Genomic DNA, 20,395 nt, shown 5'->3' with positions numbered 1-20,395 from the left:
TCGACGGATTTTCCCACGTTACAGGGAACGCGAATCAAGATTGGATTCGCAGCTAAGGTGCCACAATAAGCATCGTCACGACATGACGAATGTTTGTCTCCTAACTTTTTGAGAGGCAATTGTGGAACAAGGGTGGTATCGCGAGCAAGCCTCGTCCCTTTATCGGGACGGGGCTTTATTTTTTTTGATATTCGAAGGGGGCAATACAGATGCAACGTGTAGACGTGAAAGAGCGCGCTCGTAATCGAGAGTTGCGTGTTTTGGAGCAATGGAAGGCAGAGGATACATTTAAACAGTCCATTTTGAACCGTGAAGGAAAACCAAATTTTGTATTTTATGAAGGACCTCCAACTGCAAATGGTGCACCACATATCGGTCACGTGCTAGGAAGGGTTATTAAAGACTTTATTTGTCGTTATAGAACGATGACTGGCTACCGCGTTGTTCGTAAAGCGGGCTGGGATACACATGGCTTGCCAGTTGAGCTAGGTGTTGAGAAGCAACTTGGCATCTCTGGTAAACAAGAAATTGAAAATTACGGTGTAGAAGCATTCATAAAAAAATGCAAGGACAGCGTATTTGTATATGAAAAGCAATGGAGAGAATTGACTGAAGCGATTGGTTACTGGACAGATCTTGATAATCCATACATTACGTTAAAAAATGAATACATCGAAAGTGTATGGCATATTTTGTCCACTATCCACAAAAAAGGTTTGTTGTACCGCGGTCATCGCGTAAGTCCATATTGCCCTTGTTGCCAAACGACATTAAGTTCACATGAAGTTGCACAAGGCTACGAGGATGTAAAGGATCTTAGTGCAACAGCTAAGTTCAAACTTACTGATTCAGGCGAATTTGTTCTTGCTTGGACGACGACACCTTGGACATTACCTGCGAATGCCGCTTTAGCAGTTAATGCTGATCTGGACTATGTTCGTGCTTCAAAAGAGGGCGAGATTTATATCGTTGCGCAAAACTTGGCTGAGAAAGTTTTGAAAGAAGAGTATGAAGTTCTTTCGACATTCAAAGGTGCTGAGTTAGTTGGTCTATCTTACGAGCCTCCATTCAACTATGTGTCAATCGAAAAGGGTCATGTAGTCATTGCTGGTGATTTCGTTATGGACACAAGTGGTACTGGTATCGTTCATATCGCTCCAGCACATGGCGAAGATGATTACAAAGTTGCGCGTCAGAATGGAATCAGCATGCTAAGTGTTGTAAACAATGCAGGTCGTTATGTAGATGAAGTTACTGATCTTGCAGGTCGTTTCGTTAAGGACTGCGATGTTGATATCGTGAAGATGCTTAGCGAAAAAGGACTACTATACTCTAAAGAGCGTTATGAGCATAGTTATCCGTTCTGTTGGCGTTGTAAATCTCCATTGCTTTATTATGCAACGGAAAGCTGGTTCATTGAAACAACGGCAGTTAAGGATCAGTTAATTGCAAACAATAGCAAAGTGGATTGGTACCCTGGACATATCCGTGAAGGACGTTTCGGTAAATTTCTTGAAGATCTTGTGGATTGGAACATTAGCCGTAACCGTTATTGGGGAACACCACTAAATGTTTGGATTTGTGAAGAAACTGGTCAGCAATACGCACCAGACAGTATCGCTGATCTTCGTGCACGTGCAACCCAAGAAGTACCAGCTGATATCGAGCTTCATAAACCGTACGTAGATGAAATTTTATTAAAATCACCGTTTGCTGAAGGTGCAGTAATGAGACGTACATCTGAAGTAATCGACGTTTGGTTTGACAGTGGCTCCATGCCATTTGCCCAACATCATTACCCATTTGCAGATCCAAAGCCATTTGAGGAGCAGTATCCTGCAGATATTATTTGTGAAGGTATTGATCAGACTCGTGGCTGGTTCTTCAGCTTACTTGCTGTATCAACGTTATACAATGGCAAAGCGCCATATAAAGCTGTTCTTTCTACAGGACATATTCTTGATGAGAATGGGCAAAAGATGTCCAAATCAAAAGGGAATGTAATTGATCCGTGGGAAATTATTAATGAGTACGGTACTGACGCATTCCGTTGGGCTCTTCTCGCAGACAGCGCTCCATGGAACAGCAAACGTTTCTCGCGTGGTATTGTAGGAGAAGCAAAGTCTAAAGTAATTGACACGATTGTAAACACACATGCGTTCTACGCGTTGTATGCTTCAATTGATGGCTTTAATTATGCGGATCACGCTGAGCTTAAGTCCGATAATAAACTTGATCGCTGGATTACATCCAGATTAAACAGCTTGATCTCTGTAGTGAAAAAAGGTCTTGAAGTAAATGACTTCTTGAATCCTGCAAAGTCGATTGAACTATTCGTAGACGAGCTTAGTAACTGGTATATCCGTCGTTCACGTGACCGGTTCTGGGGCAGTGGTCTGACTGAAGATAAAATTGCAGCTTATCAGACACTACGTAACATTCTGCTCACGTTATCTCGTTTGATGGCACCATATACTCCTTTCCTATCGGAAGACGTATACGGCAATCTAGGTGGCGTAGGAAGTGTTCATTTAGCAGACTTCCCAGTTGCGGATGACTCGCTAATTGACTTGACGCTTGAACGTAATATGGAAAGCACAAAAGGAATCGTTGAGCTTGCACGTAATGTACGTAACGAGACGTCAATTAAAACGCGTCAGCCGTTGTCAGAGCTTATCGTATCGCTTGATCAGGATTTCCCGATTGCTGAATATGAAGCGATCATTAAGGATGAAATTAATGTTAAGACCATTACGGTTCAAACATCCGATAGTGGATTTGTTGATTTCACGCTTAAGCTAAACTTAAAAGTAGCCGGAAAAAAATATGGTAAACAAGTTGGACCTATCCAAGGAACGCTGAAAAGTTTAACTCCAGATGAGACGAGAGCGATCGTTACTGGTGGAAACTTCATCTTCACAACACCAGAAAACGAAGTGCTTCATATCGGTCTGGATGAACTGCTTGTTGAGAAACAAGCGAAGTCCGGTTTTGCTTCTGCTTCTGGCAACGGTATGACCGCTGCGCTAAATACAGACATTACACCTGAGCTAGAGCAAGAGGGCTGGGTTCGTGAAGTCATTAGAGCTGTTCAAGATACGAGGAAAAAACAGGATCTTCCAATTGAGAAGCGTGTGGATCTTGTGTTAGATGTAGATGATGTGCTTAAGGCAGCGCTTGAAGCATTCGCTGATGTACTGAATGAAAACGTATTGCTTCAATCGGTATCCTACGGAGCTGTAGAAGGTATGGAGCGAGTTACACTTGGCGACAAGGAAGTTGGCATTTTCATCAAGGAATAGGGACATAGTAATAGAATAAAGGAGCCCGCTTGCCCGCCATGCTGGCGGGGCGGGCTTCCTCTGTTGCTACCCGGAGGTTGATGGAACTCGTGAAACGAAAACGAAATGATAAAGGATCGCATGATGAACCTAAAGATTTGCCAGCCCTACAGGAGTCATTATCTTTTTTAGATAAGCGACTTCAGCATATCGCGACTGAGATGGAGCGGACACATATTGCTGAATATGTTGATTTGCTAAACCGCCCCTTCTCGTTAATATGGAGAAATCTGCTGTCAGGTACTGCAAGAGGCGTCGGTATTGCGATCGGCTTTACTTTTTTTGCTGCAACGATCCTGTACGTCCTTCAAATATTAGGAGCACTTAATCTTCCGATTGTCGGTGATTATATCGCTGATATTGTACGGATTGTACAGATTCAACTTGAAGGTAAAGGTTACTAAGTTAATTATAGCTTTCTAACCCATGATCACCTTCATCACTGTGAATGTACTGATCGTATTCTCGATTACGGACGACTGAGACATGACGACCTGTAATGTCGGTTGCAAGAAAACTTTCAATCGACTCTACGTAGCCATCATTTTCGTCCGATTCAATACCTAGATGAGCGTAATCATGTACTTCTCTATTTTCGGATAACGCTGGAGAATCAGCATTGCCCCATTGCTCGACAATTTGCCAGGCATCTTCACCATCGAAGCTGTTATAATCGGATCTTTCGTCCATACTTGTTCGGCCGAAAGGCGTCTGCAAATACGTTTCTTCGATTGGGCGATTGTGAGAAAGTTCCTTTCTTGGTGCATGTTCTAGGCAATAGAGGGAATCGGGTACAGCATCTAGTCGCTCATAAGAAATTCTTTCACCACAAGAGATGCAGATGCCATAAGTTCCTTTCTCCATTGCAGCAAGAGCCGCGTCAATACGACTCAGATGAAGCTCTTCTTGCTCAAGAAGAGCAATGTCCTTTTCGCGATCATAAAGTTCTGTTGCTAGATCACCCGGATGGTTGTCTATAGGAGAGAGCTCTCCAGTTGCATCGCGTAGTGACTGTGACATTCCGTAATGTTGATTATGGGACAGACGAGATTCAATTTCCTGCTGCTCGTTTAACAAACGATTGTGCAGCAAAGCAAGTTGTGGACTTGTTAAAGATGACATATCGATTGCACCGTCCTTTGCCGCTTAACATAATTGCCTCGTTAGCTTTTGCTGTTCTGATTGATTTCAGTATGGGCATGCATGGAAGCTTGCTAACAGTTGGAAATGCAATTACTGGTTCTGTTAAAGGCCATGTGCTACACTATTTAAATGACATCATGAGTATTGAAAAAGCTTGTGATTACGATGTATCGCTTTACTCCACTACGCTGACGTTTTATGTTTGTGAAGTGAAGTTTTGCATTACAAAACTTTTTGGGAGTGGTCAAATGCGTTATTGGTACTATTACCTTGTTTCAGTCATTGTTCTTATTATTGATTTTGCAACTAAAAAGATCATTGCTACCAAATTGGATCTATATGAGGAGATTAGTGTAATCGGTAACTTCTTCCTCATTACATCTCATCGTAATACAGGTGCTGCATTCGGTATTATGAAAGATCAACGCTCCTTTTTCATTGTCGCGACAATTGTAATTGTGACGGCGTTAGTTTGGTATTTGCATACGATGAGAAAAGTGGGGAAAACACCTTTACTGCTTGGACTTTCGTTAGTACTTGGTGGTGCGATTGGTAATTTTGTTGATCGTGTTCGATTTGGAGAGGTTGTCGATTTCTTCAAATTCAACTTCGGTAGCTATACGTTCCCGATCTTTAACATTGCAGATTCTGCCATTGTAATCGGTGTTGGTTTAATTCTGCTCGATACGCTTATCAGCATGAAAGAAGAAAAGAAACAGCTTGCGCAAGTAGATAAGGAGCAAAAAGAGCATGAAAAGCAATCCAACGCTTGAAGAAGCGACACATGAATGGAAAGTCGACCCCGATCAAACGGGGGAGAGAATTGATAAATATGTAGTCGATCAAATCGACGAAGCGGGAATTTCTCGAACGCAAGTGCAAGAATGGATTAAAGCTGCCGCTGTACAAGTGAATGGAAAAGTAGTAAAGGCAAACTACAAAACAATTGAAAATGACGTTGTAGTTCTAAGCATTCCTGAAGCTGAAAGTACAGATATTGTTGCAGAAGATATTCCTCTTACAGTTATGTACGAGGATTCTGATGTAATCGTCATTAATAAAGGGCGCGGAATGGTCGTTCATCCTGCACCAGGACATTCATCAGGTACTGTTGTAAATGCATTAATGTATCATTGCAAAGATTTGTCGGGCATTAACGGCATGTTGCGCCCGGGCATCGTTCATCGTATAGACAAGGATACTACAGGGCTATTGATGGCTGCCAAAAATGATCTTGCTCACGTTTCTCTTGCAGAACAGCTTAAAGAGCATACAGTTACACGCAAATATATTGCACTTGTTCATGGCAATGTTCCACATGATCATGGAACAATTGACGCTCCAATTGGACGCGATACAAATGATCGGAAATTGTTCACTGTGACGGGTCATAACAGTAAAGTTGCTGTCACTCATTTCGTTGTGTTGGAGCGTTTAGGCGACTACACTCTTATGGAGCTGCAACTGGAAACAGGTAGAACTCACCAAATACGTGTTCATATGAAATATATCGGACATCCACTTGCTGGAGATCCCGTTTACGGAGTAAACAAAACGGTAGCTCTTAAAGGACAAGCGTTACATGCTGCACTACTCGGCTTCACGCATCCTCGTACAGGAGAGCGCCTAAACTTTGAAGTGCCGATTCCTGATGATATGGAACATGTGCTTAATAGTTTGCGCCTTCGTTAATTTCAGCTTTTAATGTAATCGGTTGATTAGTAAGCTGCATGGATATGTTGAAATTAGTACAAACTTTTCGGCATATCCTGCATTATGTTTGCATCGAAAGTACGATATCCTATTTTTATACTTAGTGAAATTATTGAAGATAGGGATAGGTGACATTCATGACAGCTATTAATCAAAATTACTTAGAGCTGCAAGGCAGCTATTTATTTTCTGAAATTGCAAAACGTCGGACAAAATTTATTCAAGAAAATCCGAATGCTGAAATTATAAGTCTTGGTATTGGTGACGTAACTCGTGGGTTGCCACAATCCGTTCTGAAAGCTATGCATAGTGCAGTGGATGAGCTAGCAGAGCCGGGCACTTTTCGTGGATACGGTCCAGAGCAAGGTTATGATTTCCTTATTAAAGCCATTATCGAAAATGATTACAAATCACGTGGAGTTGACATCGCTGTAAACGAAGTGTTCGTCAGTGATGGTTCGAAATGCGATGTTGGTAATATTCAAGAAATTTTCAGCACAGATAGCATCATTGCTGTTCAAGATCCTGTATACCCAGTATATGTGGACACGAACGTTATGGCAGGTCGCTCTGGAAAATACAATCAAGATACGAAACGGTATGAAAATATCGTTTATCTTGAGTGTACTGCTGAAAACAACTTTAAACCTAGCTTGCCAGACCGCAAAGTTGATCTTATCTATCTTTGTTACCCGAACAATCCGACAGGAATGACACTAACAAAAGATGAGCTTAAAGTATGGGTTGATTATGCGAGAGAAAACAATTGTTTGATCTTGTTCGACTCTGCTTATGAAGCGTTCATTCAAGAAGATGATGTTCCTCATAGCATCTATGAGATTGAAGGGGCAAGAGAAGTTGCGATTGAGTTCCGTAGTTTCTCGAAGACAGCTGGCTTCACAGGCATTCGTTGTGCTTACACTGTCGTTCCACGTGATCTTAAAGGATTCGATGTGGAAGGTAATGCAGTTATTATTAATGACCTTTGGAATCGTCGTCACACAACGAAGTTTAACGGTGTTTCATACGTGACGCAACGTGGAGCAGAGGCGATCTATTCCGAAGAGGGCAAACAAGAAATTGCTTCCCTTGTTGAATACTATATGACGAATGCAGCAATTATCCGAGATGGTCTTGCTTCGATCGGTCTTGAAGTGTTCGGAGGCGTTAACGCACCATACATTTGGCTTAAGACACCTAAAGGAATGGACTCATGGAGTTTCTTCGATAAACTGCTTAATGAAGCAAACATTGTTGGAACGCCAGGTGTAGGTTTTGGACAAAGCGGCCAAGGTTATTTCCGTCTTACAGCTTTCGGCAGTCGTGAAAATACGGAAAAAGCAGTTGATCGTATCCGTAAGTTAAGTCTCTAATTTCACAGATTAAGTATATTTACGTTACTATTGGTATTCTTGTATAGTTGGGCTGAAACAGCCCACACTAATGACGAGCAAAAGGCATATATGCTCTTGACTTCTTTTGTCGAACGTGGGATAATTCCTATGATACAGAGCAGTACCTTTAACTCAGTCCTGTGAGACTGGCAAGGTAACGTGAATATAGGTCTAATTTTATTTAGAATGAGAAATCCGAACATACGTCTGAGGTCTGTTGACCGTAAGCGTTAGGATGCCTCTTCTTTAAACTGACTAATCACAACCTCCTTGCGAACTTCGCAAGGAGGTTTTTTGTGGCTTTTCACGATCTTGAAGGTGATTTAAGGAAGGTGTGCGACAATGGCGGAAGAAGAACACGTAGTCATAATGGATGAAACAGCGATTCGAAGAGCATTAACTAGAATTGCGCATGAAATCGTCGAGAAAAACAAAGGGATTGACGATTGCGTAATCGTAGGCATTCGAACAAGAGGAGTCTATGTGGCAAATCGAGTAGCAGAACGAATTGCAGAAATTGAAGGAAAGCCGGTTCCAGTATACGAATTGGACATTACGCAATATCGGGATGATCGTCTAGAGTATTCATCTACGGGTGTCGAAATGACTGCTAGCTTAAGGGATATTGGAGGAGCACCATTAAATACGAAAGACAAGATCATTATATTGTTCGATGATGTGCTTTACACTGGACGGACTATACGTGCCGCAATGGACGCACTTATGGACTGTGGCAGACCACGAAGCATTCAACTAGCAGTATTAGTAGATCGAGGACATCGTGAACTTCCTATACGACCTGATTTCATTGGCAAAAACGTTCCAACTTCCAAACAAGAGCAAATCGATGTTTCCTTAAATGAAGTTGACCTTATCGATCAGGTGACGATTATTAATCAAAGGGGGCAAGCCGGATGACACTAACACAACTGAAACAACGGAGTTTGCTCGGATTAAAAGAGCTAGGCAAAGAAGAAATTGAATCGATACTAGAACGTGCTGCTTACTGGGAGCAACATCCGGTCAAAGTACATCAGGACATGCAAGGTAAGTTTGCAGCTAATATGTTTTTCGAAAATAGTACACGAACTAGATTTTCTTTCGAAGTAGCTGAAAAGAGGCTCGGCGCAGAAGTGATTAACTTCGCTGCTGCTGCCTCAAGCGTAGCGAAAGGCGAATCGATTTATGATACGGTTCGAACGCTTGAATCGATGGGTATTGATGTAGGTATCATTAGATTGAAGCCAAACGGAGTGCTTGCTGAACTTGCTTCAAGCATCAAAGTACCACTTATAAATGCTGGTGATGGAAATAACGAGCACCCTACGCAAGCACTGCTTGATCTTTACACGATGCGCAAGCAGTTCGGATCACTAAACGGTTTGAATGTATCGATAGTCGGTGACATTCTACACAGTCGTGTAGCTAGATCCAATCTATATGCTCTACGCAAGTTCGGAGCCAATGTAAGTTTCTGCGCTCCGTCTAATATGCAAGCAACTGAGCTTGATGCCCCGTACGTCTCAATTGATGAGGCAATGAAAGCTGATGTCGTTATGATGCTACGGGTACAACTAGAACGACATGAAAGCGGAATGCTCAGCTCAGCTGAATCATACCGCGAGCAGTTTGGTCTTACTGTTGAAAGAGCACAAACACTCGCAAAACATGCCATTATTATGCATCCTGCTCCAATTAATCGGAATGTAGAAATCGATGATGAATTAGTCGAACATCCGCAATCACGCATTTTCCCCCAAATGGAAAATGGTGTGCCGATTCGGATGGCTGTTATCGAAAGAGCGTTAAGCTAACATACTTATACGTCTTAACCGAACCAAATCGGAGGGTGAACAAGCAATGTCATTATGGATCATTAACGGAATCGTTTGGGATGAGCAAACAGACCGTACAGAGAAAAAACATATACGAATAAACGAAGGTAAAATTGCGGAATTGGTTGATGGTAGTGAAATCATTGACACTGGTAGCACAGAAGTCATTGATGCACAAGGTAAACTCGTATCTGCAGGTTTTATCGATATGCATGTCCACTTGAGAGATCCAGGTTTTGAACATAAAGAAGATATTATAACAGGTTCTCGCTCAGCTGCCAAGGGCGGATTCACAACAATTGCATGTATGCCTAACACGCGTCCTGTTATCGACAAGCCCGAGACGGTTAAGTATGTTTTGGATAAAGCTGCAAGTGCAGGTATCGTAAAGGTGCTTCCATATGCAGCTATTACGAAAAATGAGCTTGGTCGAGAGCTTACAGATTTTGCAGCACTTAAAGAAGCAGGAGCAATCGGCTTTACAGATGACGGAGTAGGCGTTCAAAATGCGCAAATGATGAAAAATGCTATGGCGCTTGCTAAGTCGCTCGATATGCCAGTTATCGCTCATTGTGAGGATGACACACTCGTTGAAGGAGCTTGGGCTAGCGAAGGAGCATTTTCCCGCAAACATGGCATTAAAGGTATTCCGAACGAATCCGAAGCGATCCATGTTGGACGCGATGTACTTCTTGCTGAAGCAACAGGTGTTCACTATCATGTCTGTCATGTCAGTACAGAGCAATCGGTTCGTCTAATCAGATTGGCTAAGAGTGTAGGAATTAAAGTAACTGCAGAAGTTTGCCCTCATCATTTGATTCTTTCGGATGAAGACATTCCAGGGCTAGACGATGCAAATTGGAAAATGAACCCGCCACTTCGTACACCACGCGATGTTCAAGCGGTAATTGAAGGGCTTGAGGACGGCACTTTGGACATGATCGTAACGGATCATGCCCCTCATAGCGCAGAAGAAAAAGGACGTGGAGTTGATCTCGCGCCGTTCGGAATTGTAGGTTTCGAGACAGCTTTTCCACTTTTGTATACAAAGTTTGTTGAAACAGACAAATGGACCTTAGGTTTCTTGCTTAAGCGGATGACTTCCGATCCAGCTCGTGTATTCCGATTGGAAACTGGAAAGTTGGAACAAGGTGCACCAGCGGATCTAACGATCGTTGATTTAGAGAACGAACGTGAAGTTGAACCTTCAACCTTCTTATCGAAAAGCAATAATACGCCATTCGGCGGTTGGAAATTAAAAGGATGGTCTGTAACAACTATCGTTGATGGAAAAATTGTTTGGACGGAATAGACTTTAATTAACACCAGAGGAGTGATTCGGATGCAAGCAAGACTATTGTTGGAAGACGGAACTTTATTCACCGGTTTGTCCTTCGGAGCTGAAGCGCAAATGATGGGCGAGGTTGTTTTTAATACAGGTATTACAGGTTATCAAGAGGTGCTTTCAGACCCGTCATATTGTGGTCAGATCGTAACGATGACATACCCGCTTATCGGTAACTATGGTATTACTCGTGATGATTTTGAATCGATGCGTCCATACATTCATGGTTTCGTCGTTCGTCGTCATGAGCCTATCCCAAGCAACTGGCGCGCACAATATTCTCTTGGTCAATTGCTTAAGGAATACGGCATACCAGGTATCAGCGATATCGATACTCGTATGCTTACTCGTAAACTTCGCCACTTTGGTACGATGAAAGGTCTTATTACGACCGGCAATGAGCGTGTGGAAGAATTGGCAGAGCGTCTGAGCTTGTCGAGCTTAATGACGGATCAAGTTGCACGCACATCAACGAAACAAGTTTTCTCAAGCCCAGGTACTCGTGAACGTATCGTTCTTGTAGACTTTGGAGCAAAAAGCGGCATTTTGCGTGAATTGACTCAGCGTGGTTGCGATGTCATCGTAGTTCCGCATGACACTACAGCAGATGAGATTCGTCGTTATGCACCAGATGGCATTCAGTTGTCCAATGGCCCTGGGGATCCAAAGGATGTTCCTCACGCCGTGAAAATGATCTCTGAATTACTTGGTGAAATTCCTATCTTCGGAATTTGCTTAGGTCACCAACTGTTCGCTCTTGCTTGCGGCGCAGATACAGGCAAGCTGAAATTTGGACATCGTGGTGGAAATCACCCGGTTAAAGAGCTTGCAACAAACCGTTGTTACATTACATCACAAAACCATGGCTACACCGTTGTGGAATCTTCTGTTGAAGGAACTCCACTAGTTGTAACGCACATTAACAATAACGATAAAACAATTGAAGGTCTTAAACATAATACTTATCCGGCATTCTCTGTGCAGTACCACCCTGAGGCTGCTCCAGGACCGTTCGATTCCAGTTATTTATTCGATGAATTTTTAGAGATGATCCGTACACACAAAAGAAATAACCCACTAAAACCTCGTCAGGCAATTTTGTCTGAGACATCGAAGGGAGAGCTTCAGTATGCCCAGAAATAATGAACTCAAAAAAATTCTTGTAATCGGGTCAGGCCCGATTGTTATCGGTCAAGCAGCAGAATTTGATTATGCTGGAACTCAAGCTTGCCAAGCGCTGAAAGAGGAAGGTTACGAAGTTGTCCTTATCAACAGTAACCCAGCTACAATCATGACGGATACAAATATGGCAGACAAAGTTTACATTGAACCTATAACATTAGATTTTGTTTCCCAAATTATTCGTCAAGAACGTCCAGATGGTTTACTTCCAACACTTGGAGGACAAACAGGTCTTAACATGGCGGTTGAACTTGCTCGTGCTGGCGTACTAGAACGTGAAAATGTGAAGTTGCTTGGAACACAATTAATCGCGATTGAAAAAGCGGAAGATCGTGACTTGTTCCGTGAACTTATGCGTGAACTAGAACAGCCAGTTCCAGACAGCGATATTGTAACTACAGTTGAAGATGCAGTAATATTCGCAAACCGTATTGGATATCCGGTAATCGTTCGTCCTGCTTATACACTTGGCGGTACAGGTGGCGGTATTTGTGCAAATGAAGAAGAACTGGTTGAAATCGTTGCTTCTGGTATTCGTTATAGCCCGATCAACCAATGTCTAATCGAGAAGTCGATTGCAGGCATGAAGGAAGTTGAATACGAGGTTATGCGCGATGCAAACGACAACTGTATCGTAGTTTGTAACATGGAAAACTTTGATCCAGTTGGTGTACATACTGGTGACAGTATCGTAGTTGCACCATCGCAAACGTTGTCTGATCGTGAATACCAAATGCTTCGTTCTGCATCACTCAAAATTATTAGAGCGCTGAACATTGAGGGTGGCTGTAACGTACAGTTCGCACTTGATCCACAAAGCTACCAATATTATGTAATCGAAGTTAATCCACGTGTAAGTCGCTCTTCAGCACTTGCATCCAAAGCAACTGGTTATCCAATTGCTAAGATGGCTGCAAAAATTGCAGTAGGCTACACACTGGATGAATTAGTAAACCCAGTTACTGGTCAGACTTATGCTTGCTTCGAGCCTACACTGGATTATATCGTATCGAAAATTCCGCGTTGGCCGTTTGATAAATTCGTTAACGCTAACCGTAAGCTTGGCACACAAATGAAAGCGACTGGCGAAGTTATGGCAATCGGTCGTACATTTGAAGAATCGATTCATAAGGCAGTTCGTTCACTTGAAATCGGTGCACATCGTATTCACTTGAAAGAAGCTTCTTCCTTGGAAGATTCGGTACTACGTGCACGTCTTGAGAAGCCAGACGATGAGCGCATGTTCCTAGTAGCGGAAGCGTTCCGCCGTGGCTATGCGTTGCAAGAAATTCAAACGATTACGAACATTGACTGGTGGTTCCTAGACAAAATTGAATCTATCGTTCAATTTGAAGATCGTTTACGCAAAGAGTCGACATTGACCCTACAATCACTATATGAAGCGAAGCGCAAAGGCTTCTCTGACCGTTCCATTGCTGAAATTCGTAAGGAAGGGTTCCCGAACGGAAGTCATACAACTGAAGCGGATGTACGTGCATTCCGTCTTGAGAACAACTTGAAACCCGTTTACAAAATGGTTGATACTTGCGCAGCTGAGTTCGAAGCGACTACACCTTACTACTACTCCACATATGAAGTTGAGAATGAAGTAATCGAAACAACGAAGCAGAAAGTACTTGTACTTGGTTCTGGTCCGATCCGTATTGGACAAGGTATCGAGTTTGATTACTCCACTGTTCATGCGGTATGGGCAATCCAGAATGCTGGTTATGAAGCCGTTATTATTAATAATAACCCAGAGACTGTATCGACGGACTTTAGTACATCAGATCGTCTATACTTCGAGCCATTATTCTTCGAGGATGTAATGAACGTAATTGAGCAAGAGAATCCAATCGGCGTTATTGTACAGTTCGGTGGACAAACGGCGATTAACCTTGCTGCACCGCTTGTAAAAGCTGGCGTACGCATCTTAGGCTCGAGCCTTGAGAGCATTGATGCAGCTGAAGATCGTAAAAAATTCGAAGCATTGCTTCGTAAACTTGATATCGCACAACCAGAAGGTTCAACAGTTACTTCAGTAGACGAAGCAGTTGTAACTGCACAAAAACTTGGCTATCCAGTACTTGTCCGTCCTTCGTACGTACTAGGTGGACGCGCAATGGAAATCGTGTACTCTGACGAGGAACTTCTAGGTTATATGGAAGTTGCCGTTAAGATTAACCCTGAGCACCCAGTTTTAATTGACCGCTACATGCTGGGCAAAGAAGCTGAAGTAGACGCTATTTGCGACGGAGAAACGGTTCTAATCCCAGGTATTATGGAGCATGTTGAGCGTGCTGGTGTTCACTCCGGCGACTCCATTGCGGTATATCCTCCGCAATCATTGTCTGACGATATTAAGCAACAAATTGTTGATATTACAATTAAGATTGCGAAAGAATTTGAAGTACGCGGTCTAGTGAACATTCAATTTGTTATTCATAACGATCAAGTATATGTCATTGAAGTAAATCCGCGTTCATCGCGTACAGTACCATTCTTAAGTAAAGTGACCAATATTCCGATGGCTAATCTAGCGACAAAAGCGATTATGGGCACTAAGCTTGCAGATCTTGGTTACACAGAAGGTCTATGGCCAGAAGACGAGTTTGTATCGGTAAAAGTTCCAGTATTCTCCTTCGCTAAGCTGCGCCGTGTTGATCCTACGCTAACTCCTGAGATGAAATCAACGGGTGAAGTTATGGGCCGTGATTTGCAGTATGCGAAAGCATTGTATAAAGGACTTATCGGAGCAGGTATGAAAATCCCTACTTCTGGCGCAATCGTTGCGACAGTGGCAGACAAAGATAAAGAAGAAGCAGTAGAGTTGTTGCGTGGCTTCTACAATATCGGCTACAAAATTTTTGCGACAGGTGGTACGGCTACAGCGCTTGAAGAAGCAGGTCTACATGTCACTCGCGTGAACAAGCTAAGTGAAGGATCTCCAAATATTCTTGACTTGGTGCGGGAAGGTAAAGCCCACTTCGTCGTTAATACTTTGACTAAAGGTAAAGCACCTGAGCGTGACGGTTTCCGTATTCGCCGTGAAGCAGTTGAGAACGGCGTTGTGTGTATGACTTCACTAGATACGGTTCGTGCGCTACTCAGAATGATGGAGACGATTAACTTCTCTTCCAATGCGATGCCGGTTATTTTGAAATAAACTTTTTGGAGGGAATGGCAATGAAGCTAACAAGAGAACAAGCTGCTGGACGTGTAATGGTTGCATTAGATTATCCAGATGCATCAGCCGCTGAACGGCTCATCGAAGAGCTAAAGGGCATTCCCTGTTATATGAAGGTTGGGATGCAGTTATTTTACGCTGCAGGTCCTTCCTTCGTTGAGAGTTTGAAGAAACGCGGTTACTATGTGTTTCTAGATGTGAAAATGCATGATATTCCGAACACTGTCAAAGGTGGATCTAACAGTGTAACTCGGCTAGGTGTGGACATGTTTAATGTCCATGCAGCTGGAGGAAGTGCGATGATGGAAGCGGCGCTTGAAGGTGTTGATCAAGCAGTGTCTGTAGGCGGCAGCAAGCCAACAGTCATAGCCGTTACGCAGCTTACGAGTACTAATCTAGAGGTTCTTAATGCACAAATCGGAATATCGGGTTCTGTAGAGAATGCAGTATTACGTTATGCACAATTGGCTCAAGCAGCTGGATTACATGGCGTTGTTGCTTCTCCATCAGAAGTAGTTGCGATTAAGGAAGTATGTGGATCTGCATTCCAGACGGTAACTCCAGGTATACGACCAGCAGGCGCAGCATTAAATGACCAATCACGTATTATGACGCCTGGTGAAGCGATTAAGCAAGGTACAGACTATATGGTTATAGGTCGACCAATTACGGCTGCACCTGACCCACGTGCCTCATTGGAATCTATTATCGAGGAGCTGATCTCATATGAGTAAACTATCACTAGCTGATTTACCTACTGAAATTGCAAAAAACTTATTGGAAATCGGTGCAGTTGCACTTCAGCCAAATGATCCCTTCACTTGGACATCTGGTATCAAGTCTCCAATTTATTGCGACAATCGTCTAACAATGACATACCCAAACATTCGTGATTTAGTTGCAGAAGGTTTTGCTACTGTTATCCGCGAGCGTTATCCTGATGCAGAAGTTATAGCTGGAACGTCTACAGCGGGTATTCCGCATGCAGCATGGGTAGCTCAGAAACTAAACTTGCCTATGGCGTACATTCGTGACAAGGCGAAGGGCCATGGTAAACAAAATCAAATCGAAGGACGCGTTTTGCCAGGGCAGAAGGTCGTTGTTATTGAAGATTTGATCTCTACTGGTGGTAGTTCATTGAAAGCGGCTCTAGCAGTAAAAGAAGCAGGAGCAGAAGTAGCTGGTGTTCTAGCTATTTTCACTTATCAATTCGATTCAGCAGCGCAAGCTTTTGCCAATGAAAATATTGAATTAGAAACATTGTCGAACTATTCAGCTTTAATCGAAGAAGCAGTTAAGTTAGGCAAAGTGGCTGAGTCGGACGTAGCTACATTACAAGCATGGCGTCAAGATCCACAATCATTTGGCAAGTAAAGTAGATCATGAGAGTTTTGAGTAGATCATTTTCACTCAAGGCTCTCATTTTTTTATTTATACAAAATTTTTTATGTATTTAACCTCTTATTTAAGCTGAAATCATCCGATAATAATAGGAAACTATTTTTCAACTACGAAGGGTGCTGGATTTATTGAAACTGTCATTGCGAATGAAGCTTACTTTACTAGTTGCATTTCCTTTATTATGTTTTGCACTTGCTAGTCTCTATTTATTAAGTGAAGAGAAGGAAGTTTTTGAAGAATTGTCGAGTAGTATTTATGAGACTTCCAATCAAGTGAGTATGCTAGTATTGAACGCAGACAGAGATATGTACCAGTCTTATTCAGCTTATTTGCAATTAGAGTCCGGTGTACTAAATAAAACACAATTTGAAACTGCAAAAAAAGAAATGAAGGCTAATCAGGAACAAGCAGTAGAACGTGTTGCTGCTGCAAGGGAAATACTTGAATCTGCCGAATTGCTTGACCTGGCATATGGACAGTCTGGTCTAACTACAGGGCAAATCTTTGATTTGTTTGATAAAAATTATGCCTACTGGTTCCAGATAGCTGCAGTAGCAGTTGAAGATGGGAAACCTGTGCCATTTAACTTGGAGATTGACCTCGAGTTTCAAATTAGCCGAGAAGGTATAGATGAAGTTGGAGAAAGTATTGATAAACATGCAAAGCTCACAATTGATAGTATTGAGGAACATTTGAAGAAATCGCAATTAACGATATTGATTGTTATTATAACCGTAGCCATTTCTTTAACCATATTAGTAACTATAATGATAGTTCGATTAATGAAGACGATCAAAACAGTGATGGATAAAACAAGAAGAGTAAGTGAAGGCGATCTTACAATAGCTAGAGACACCCGTTATGATAAGGATGAGTTAGGTCAAATATCGCGATCAGTGGATGACATGATCGAAAATATGAATGGACTTATTACAGCTGTATTAAGTAATACAATGCAAGTTAGTCAGTCTTCTGAGCATTTATCTACCGTTTCCAAAGAATCAGCAGCAGCATCTGAACATGTTGCCGTACATATTCAAGAAGTAGCTAATGGATCTCAGATTCAAGCACGAGGTGCGGAAGAAACGTCCCGTGCAATTGAAGAAATGACAATTGGGATTGGTAGAATTGCGGAGAATACGCTTGCTATTTCAGATCATTCACTCGTGACATCATCGCAGGCAGAAGAAGGTCAGGTTGCCCTTGATCGTCTGGAAGGACAGATGGAAGAAGTGAAAATAGTAATAGAGAAATTGTCCTCTACTATTGCCACTCTTGAGCGACGTTCTGGGCAGATCGGAGCAATTGCTGAAAATATAACGACATTTTCTAACCAAACGAATATTTTGTCATTAAATGCAGCAATTGAAGCTGCAAGAGCCGGTGAGCATGGAAGAGGATTCGCTGTCGTTGCAAGTGAAATTCGAAAGCTTGCTGCTGGCTCTTTGGAATCTGCAGAAAACATCAATCAGTTAGTGGAAGTTACGAAAAATGAGATTGCCGGTGCAGCTTCCTTCATGAGTCAAACGATGCAAGAAGTTGAACGTGGTAGTGAGCGTGTAAGAGATGTAAGTAACAAATTGGATGTAATAAGTGTTTCCGTTTCTCAAATGACTCAGCAACTTCAAGAAAACTCTGCTGTCACAGAGCAGATGTCTGCAAGTTCTGAAGAAGTGAGCGCATCGATGGAACAGTCAGCATCTACAGCCATTTCCAATTTGGAAAATACAGAAAGCGTTGCAGCTGCGACTGAGGAGCAGCTAGCTTTAATGGAAAGTATCTCTGCTGCGTCACAACATTTGAATGAGATCGTTCATGAATTAAACGGGACAGTTGCCCATTTTAAAGTGAAAAAATAGAAGGATTAAGGCTGTTTTCGGCGAAAGTGAACATATGCTGAAACAGTCTTTTTCTGTAGAGTAAAAAAATGTTTTATATAGTTGTCATGAAACGTAACTTTTTTATACAAAACACCGTCTAAGTTGTTAGATTAGAAATATTAAAATGGATGTAGAGGAGAAAGGGGGTAGTGGAGGAAGATATGACCATCACTCAAAACGCTGTATCACAGGCAGAGCTGGAGTTACCTACTGAAGCGCATGAAAATCAAACTTCGATCAATCAAGAGCAGACTGAAACGAGGGAATCGTTGCTTGTTGTTAATAAGGTTGAACGATTTTTTCAAGTGGGAAGTAATTCCCTTCATGTTCTCAAGGGTATACAGATGGAAGTTAAACCGGGTCAACTCGTTATGTTGAAGGGAAGATCTGGCTCAGGTAAAACAACTTTACTCAACTGTTTGGGCGGGCTCGATACCCCAAGCAAAGGTGAAATAATGTTCAACGGTTTGCCATTCAGCAAGATGAGCGACAACGAAAGAACATTGGTACGCCGTAAAAATATGGGCTTTATATTCCAAGCTTTTGCACTGATGCCTCTTCTATCTGCGCAGGAAAATGTAGAACTGTCTCTACGTATGGCAGGAACACCGCGTTCAGAATGGAAGAGTAGAGTGCAAGAATGTTTAGAGCTCGTTGGACTTGAGAAGCGTCAGCATCATCGTCCATTTGAGCTATCAGGTGGTGAGCAACAGCGTGTTGCGATTGCAAAGTCGATTGCTCATAAGCCAATGTTATTACTTGCCGATGAGCCAACGGCGGAGCTAGACACAAATATGTCTGCTCAAATTATGGCAGTTTTTCAAAATATCATTCGTACTGAAAAAGTTTCTATTTGTATGACTACACACGATCCTACAATTTTGGAGGTTGCCGACCATGTCTATGAAATGGTTGACGGGAAATTTATTTAAACAATCATTGATTGTTACGATGAGCCTGTCATTAGTATTTACAAGCGGCTGTGCATTGCTGCCTAAAGAAAAAGAAGAAGAAGTTTTACCAGAAATTATTAAGCCTCAAATTTCGAAAAAACCTGAATATGTAGTTGGTACCAAAGATTTGGTTAGCAAAGTTCAGCTCATTGGAAAGCTGATCTCACTAGAGGAAGAAACACTTTTCTTTACACAAACAGATAAGCGCGTTAAGGAAGTTCATGTAAAAGTAGGAGATTCCGTTAACGCTGGTGATATTATTGCTGAGCTTGATGTCGATGATTTAAAGAAACAACTTAGACGTGATCAGTTAACATTCACACGTGAAGAAGAGAAAATGAAAGAAGCACTAAGAACTCGCGATGAGATGAGTCCAGAAGATTTCGCAGAGAAGCAGTTTGCTTTCGAAGATAGTAAGCAAAAGTTAGAGGATGCAGCAGAAGAAATCGCTAAAGCGACACTCGTTGCGCCTTTCGATGGAACGGTTGTGACGTTAAATGTTGTTAAAGGTGATCTTGCCAAAGCTTATGAACCCGTCGCAATTGTAGCGGATACGAAACAAATTACAGCTGCTTCAAAACTTACGAAAACCGAGCTAGAAAAGGTTATGGTAGGGATGGAAGTAGAAGTGAATATTAGTAGTGTAGGTAAATATACAGGGAAAGTGAAGCAACTCCCTATCAAAACAACTGAGGAGAACAACGGTGGGAATGGAGGCTTCCCTGGTGGAGAGGAAAATAAACCAGATCGTCCAGAAGATTTTATGTTGCTAGAGTTGCCGGAGCTGCCTAAAGATCTGAAACGTGGAACACCAATCGCTATTAATGTTATTACAAGCCGTACAAAAGATGCGGTAGTCATCCCACCATCGGTTCTACGTAATATTGGCCCACGATATTATGTTCAAGTAATAGATAAAGATGGTAAACGTGAGGTTGACGTTGAAGTTGGACAGCGTACAGCTACAGAAATTGAAATATTGCAAGGTCTTGAGCCAGGTCAGAAAGTCGTAGGTAATTAG

The 20,395-nt window shown here is 42.2% G+C and carries 16 protein-coding genes and 1 other annotated feature (1 of these 17 only partly in view); of the genes, 15 read left to right on the top strand and 1 reads right to left on the bottom strand.

Features of this window, described 5'->3' with window-relative positions; genetic code table 11:
* Nucleotides 1–162: a binding site (T-box leader), on the top strand; it begins 140 nt to the left of the window's first position.
* Between the two features lie 47 nt (nt 163–209).
* Both ileS and I6N90_RS03545 read left to right on the top strand, forming a co-directional pair.
* Nucleotides 210–3,302, top strand: coding sequence for an isoleucine--tRNA ligase (gene ileS / locus I6N90_RS03550; protein ID WP_197934110.1), 3,093 nt, complete (start codon nt 210–212; stop codon nt 3,300–3,302).
* An 80-nt stretch (nt 3,303–3,382) separates the two neighbouring features.
* Nucleotides 3,383–3,745 carry a DUF5665 domain-containing protein gene (locus I6N90_RS03545; RefSeq protein WP_442950929.1) on the top strand — a complete coding sequence of 121 codons (363 nt, stop codon included), beginning with the start codon at nt 3,383–3,385 and terminating at the stop codon, nt 3,743–3,745.
* A gap of 1 nt (nt 3,746) precedes the next feature.
* On the opposite strand, the gene I6N90_RS03540 is transcribed toward I6N90_RS03545, so the two are convergent.
* Nucleotides 3,747–4,418, bottom strand: coding sequence for a TraR/DksA C4-type zinc finger protein (locus I6N90_RS03540; protein WP_332262390.1), 672 nt, complete (start codon nt 4,416–4,418; stop codon nt 3,747–3,749).
* Between I6N90_RS03540 and lspA the strand changes: the two genes are divergently transcribed.
* The 13 genes from lspA to I6N90_RS03475 all read left to right on the top strand — a co-directional run bounded on the left by lspA (nt 4,337) and on the right by I6N90_RS03475 (nt 20,395).
* Entirely contained in the window at nt 4,337–5,257 is a 921-nt protein-coding gene (lspA, locus tag I6N90_RS25220) for a signal peptidase II (protein ID WP_332262389.1), read from the top strand. The two genes, I6N90_RS03540 and lspA, sit on opposite strands and share 82 nt — an antisense overlap.
* The gene (locus I6N90_RS03530; RefSeq protein ID WP_197934108.1) at nt 5,235–6,176 is read left to right on the top strand and encodes an RluA family pseudouridine synthase; all 942 of its coding nucleotides are present in this window, start codon (nt 5,235–5,237) and stop codon (nt 6,174–6,176) included. The genes lspA and I6N90_RS03530 overlap by 23 nt, the downstream gene beginning before the upstream one ends.
* Nucleotides 6,177–6,334: 158 nt before the next feature.
* Nucleotides 6,335–7,570, top strand: a complete 1,236-nt coding sequence (locus I6N90_RS03525) for an LL-diaminopimelate aminotransferase (protein WP_197934107.1) — start codon at nt 6,335–6,337, stop codon at nt 7,568–7,570.
* 363 nt (nt 7,571–7,933) lie between these two features.
* The gene (pyrR, locus tag I6N90_RS03520) at nt 7,934–8,509 is read left to right on the top strand and encodes a bifunctional pyr operon transcriptional regulator/uracil phosphoribosyltransferase PyrR (protein WP_197934106.1); all 576 of its coding nucleotides are present in this window, start codon (nt 7,934–7,936) and stop codon (nt 8,507–8,509) included.
* Nucleotides 8,506–9,405 (top strand): aspartate carbamoyltransferase catalytic subunit, encoded by a 900-nt coding sequence (locus I6N90_RS03515; RefSeq protein ID WP_197934105.1) that lies wholly within the window; start codon nt 8,506–8,508, stop codon nt 9,403–9,405. Before pyrR ends, I6N90_RS03515 begins: the two co-directional genes overlap by 4 nt.
* 46 nt (nt 9,406–9,451) lie before the next feature.
* The gene (locus tag I6N90_RS03510; protein ID WP_197934104.1) at nt 9,452–10,738 is read left to right on the top strand and encodes a dihydroorotase; all 1,287 of its coding nucleotides are present in this window, start codon (nt 9,452–9,454) and stop codon (nt 10,736–10,738) included.
* A gap of 30 nt (nt 10,739–10,768) precedes the next feature.
* Nucleotides 10,769–11,914: a glutamine-hydrolyzing carbamoyl-phosphate synthase small subunit gene (carA, locus tag I6N90_RS03505; protein WP_197934103.1), complete on the top strand. Its 1,146-nt coding sequence runs from the start codon at nt 10,769–10,771 to the stop codon at nt 11,912–11,914.
* Complete coding sequence (carB, locus tag I6N90_RS03500) at nt 11,901–15,119, top strand: carbamoyl-phosphate synthase large subunit (RefSeq protein ID WP_197934102.1); 3,219 nt, start codon at nt 11,901–11,903, stop codon at nt 15,117–15,119. The genes carA and carB overlap by 14 nt, the downstream gene beginning before the upstream one ends.
* A gap of 20 nt (nt 15,120–15,139) precedes the next feature.
* Nucleotides 15,140–15,874 (top strand): orotidine-5'-phosphate decarboxylase, encoded by a 735-nt coding sequence (pyrF, locus tag I6N90_RS03495; protein ID WP_197934101.1) that lies wholly within the window; start codon nt 15,140–15,142, stop codon nt 15,872–15,874.
* Entirely contained in the window at nt 15,867–16,514 is a 648-nt protein-coding gene (gene pyrE / locus I6N90_RS03490; RefSeq protein ID WP_197934100.1) for an orotate phosphoribosyltransferase, read from the top strand. The genes pyrF and pyrE overlap by 8 nt, the downstream gene beginning before the upstream one ends.
* A 155-nt stretch (nt 16,515–16,669) precedes the next feature.
* Nucleotides 16,670–18,400, top strand: coding sequence for a methyl-accepting chemotaxis protein (locus I6N90_RS03485; protein ID WP_197934099.1), 1,731 nt, complete (start codon nt 16,670–16,672; stop codon nt 18,398–18,400).
* Between the two features lie 170 nt (nt 18,401–18,570).
* Nucleotides 18,571–19,353, top strand: a complete 783-nt coding sequence (locus I6N90_RS03480; RefSeq protein WP_332262388.1) for an ABC transporter ATP-binding protein — start codon at nt 18,571–18,573, stop codon at nt 19,351–19,353.
* Nucleotides 19,319–20,395 (top strand): efflux RND transporter periplasmic adaptor subunit, encoded by a 1,077-nt coding sequence (locus I6N90_RS03475; protein ID WP_197934098.1) that lies wholly within the window; start codon nt 19,319–19,321, stop codon nt 20,393–20,395. Before I6N90_RS03480 ends, I6N90_RS03475 begins: the two co-directional genes overlap by 35 nt.

The sequence above is a fragment of the Paenibacillus sp. GSMTC-2017 genome (assembly GCF_016019935.1).
Lineage (GTDB): Bacteria > Bacillota > Bacilli > Paenibacillales > Paenibacillaceae > Pristimantibacillus.
Note: the sequence above shows the minus strand (reverse complement) of the source record. Positions and strands in the feature narration are given on the sequence as shown.

Coding starts and splice junctions, on each gene's coding strand:
- I6N90_RS03515 (WP_197934105.1), top strand. CDS start 8,506: ATGACACTAACACAACTGAAACAACGGAGTTTGCTCGGATTAAAAGAG.
- pyrR (WP_197934106.1), top strand. CDS start 7,934: ATGGCGGAAGAAGAACACGTAGTCATAATGGATGAAACAGCGATTCGA.
- pyrE (WP_197934100.1), top strand. CDS start 15,867: ATGAGTAAACTATCACTAGCTGATTTACCTACTGAAATTGCAAAAAAC.
- I6N90_RS03530 (WP_197934108.1), top strand. CDS start 5,235: ATGAAAAGCAATCCAACGCTTGAAGAAGCGACACATGAATGGAAAGTC.
- I6N90_RS03475 (WP_197934098.1), top strand. CDS start 19,319: ATGTCTATGAAATGGTTGACGGGAAATTTATTTAAACAATCATTGATT.
- pyrF (WP_197934101.1), top strand. CDS start 15,140: ATGAAGCTAACAAGAGAACAAGCTGCTGGACGTGTAATGGTTGCATTA.
- carA (WP_197934103.1), top strand. CDS start 10,769: ATGCAAGCAAGACTATTGTTGGAAGACGGAACTTTATTCACCGGTTTG.
- I6N90_RS03545 (WP_442950929.1), top strand. CDS start 3,383: ATGGAACTCGTGAAACGAAAACGAAATGATAAAGGATCGCATGATGAA.
- carB (WP_197934102.1), top strand. CDS start 11,901: ATGCCCAGAAATAATGAACTCAAAAAAATTCTTGTAATCGGGTCAGGC.
- I6N90_RS03525 (WP_197934107.1), top strand. CDS start 6,335: ATGACAGCTATTAATCAAAATTACTTAGAGCTGCAAGGCAGCTATTTA.
- ileS (WP_197934110.1), top strand. CDS start 210: ATGCAACGTGTAGACGTGAAAGAGCGCGCTCGTAATCGAGAGTTGCGT.
- I6N90_RS03510 (WP_197934104.1), top strand. CDS start 9,452: ATGTCATTATGGATCATTAACGGAATCGTTTGGGATGAGCAAACAGAC.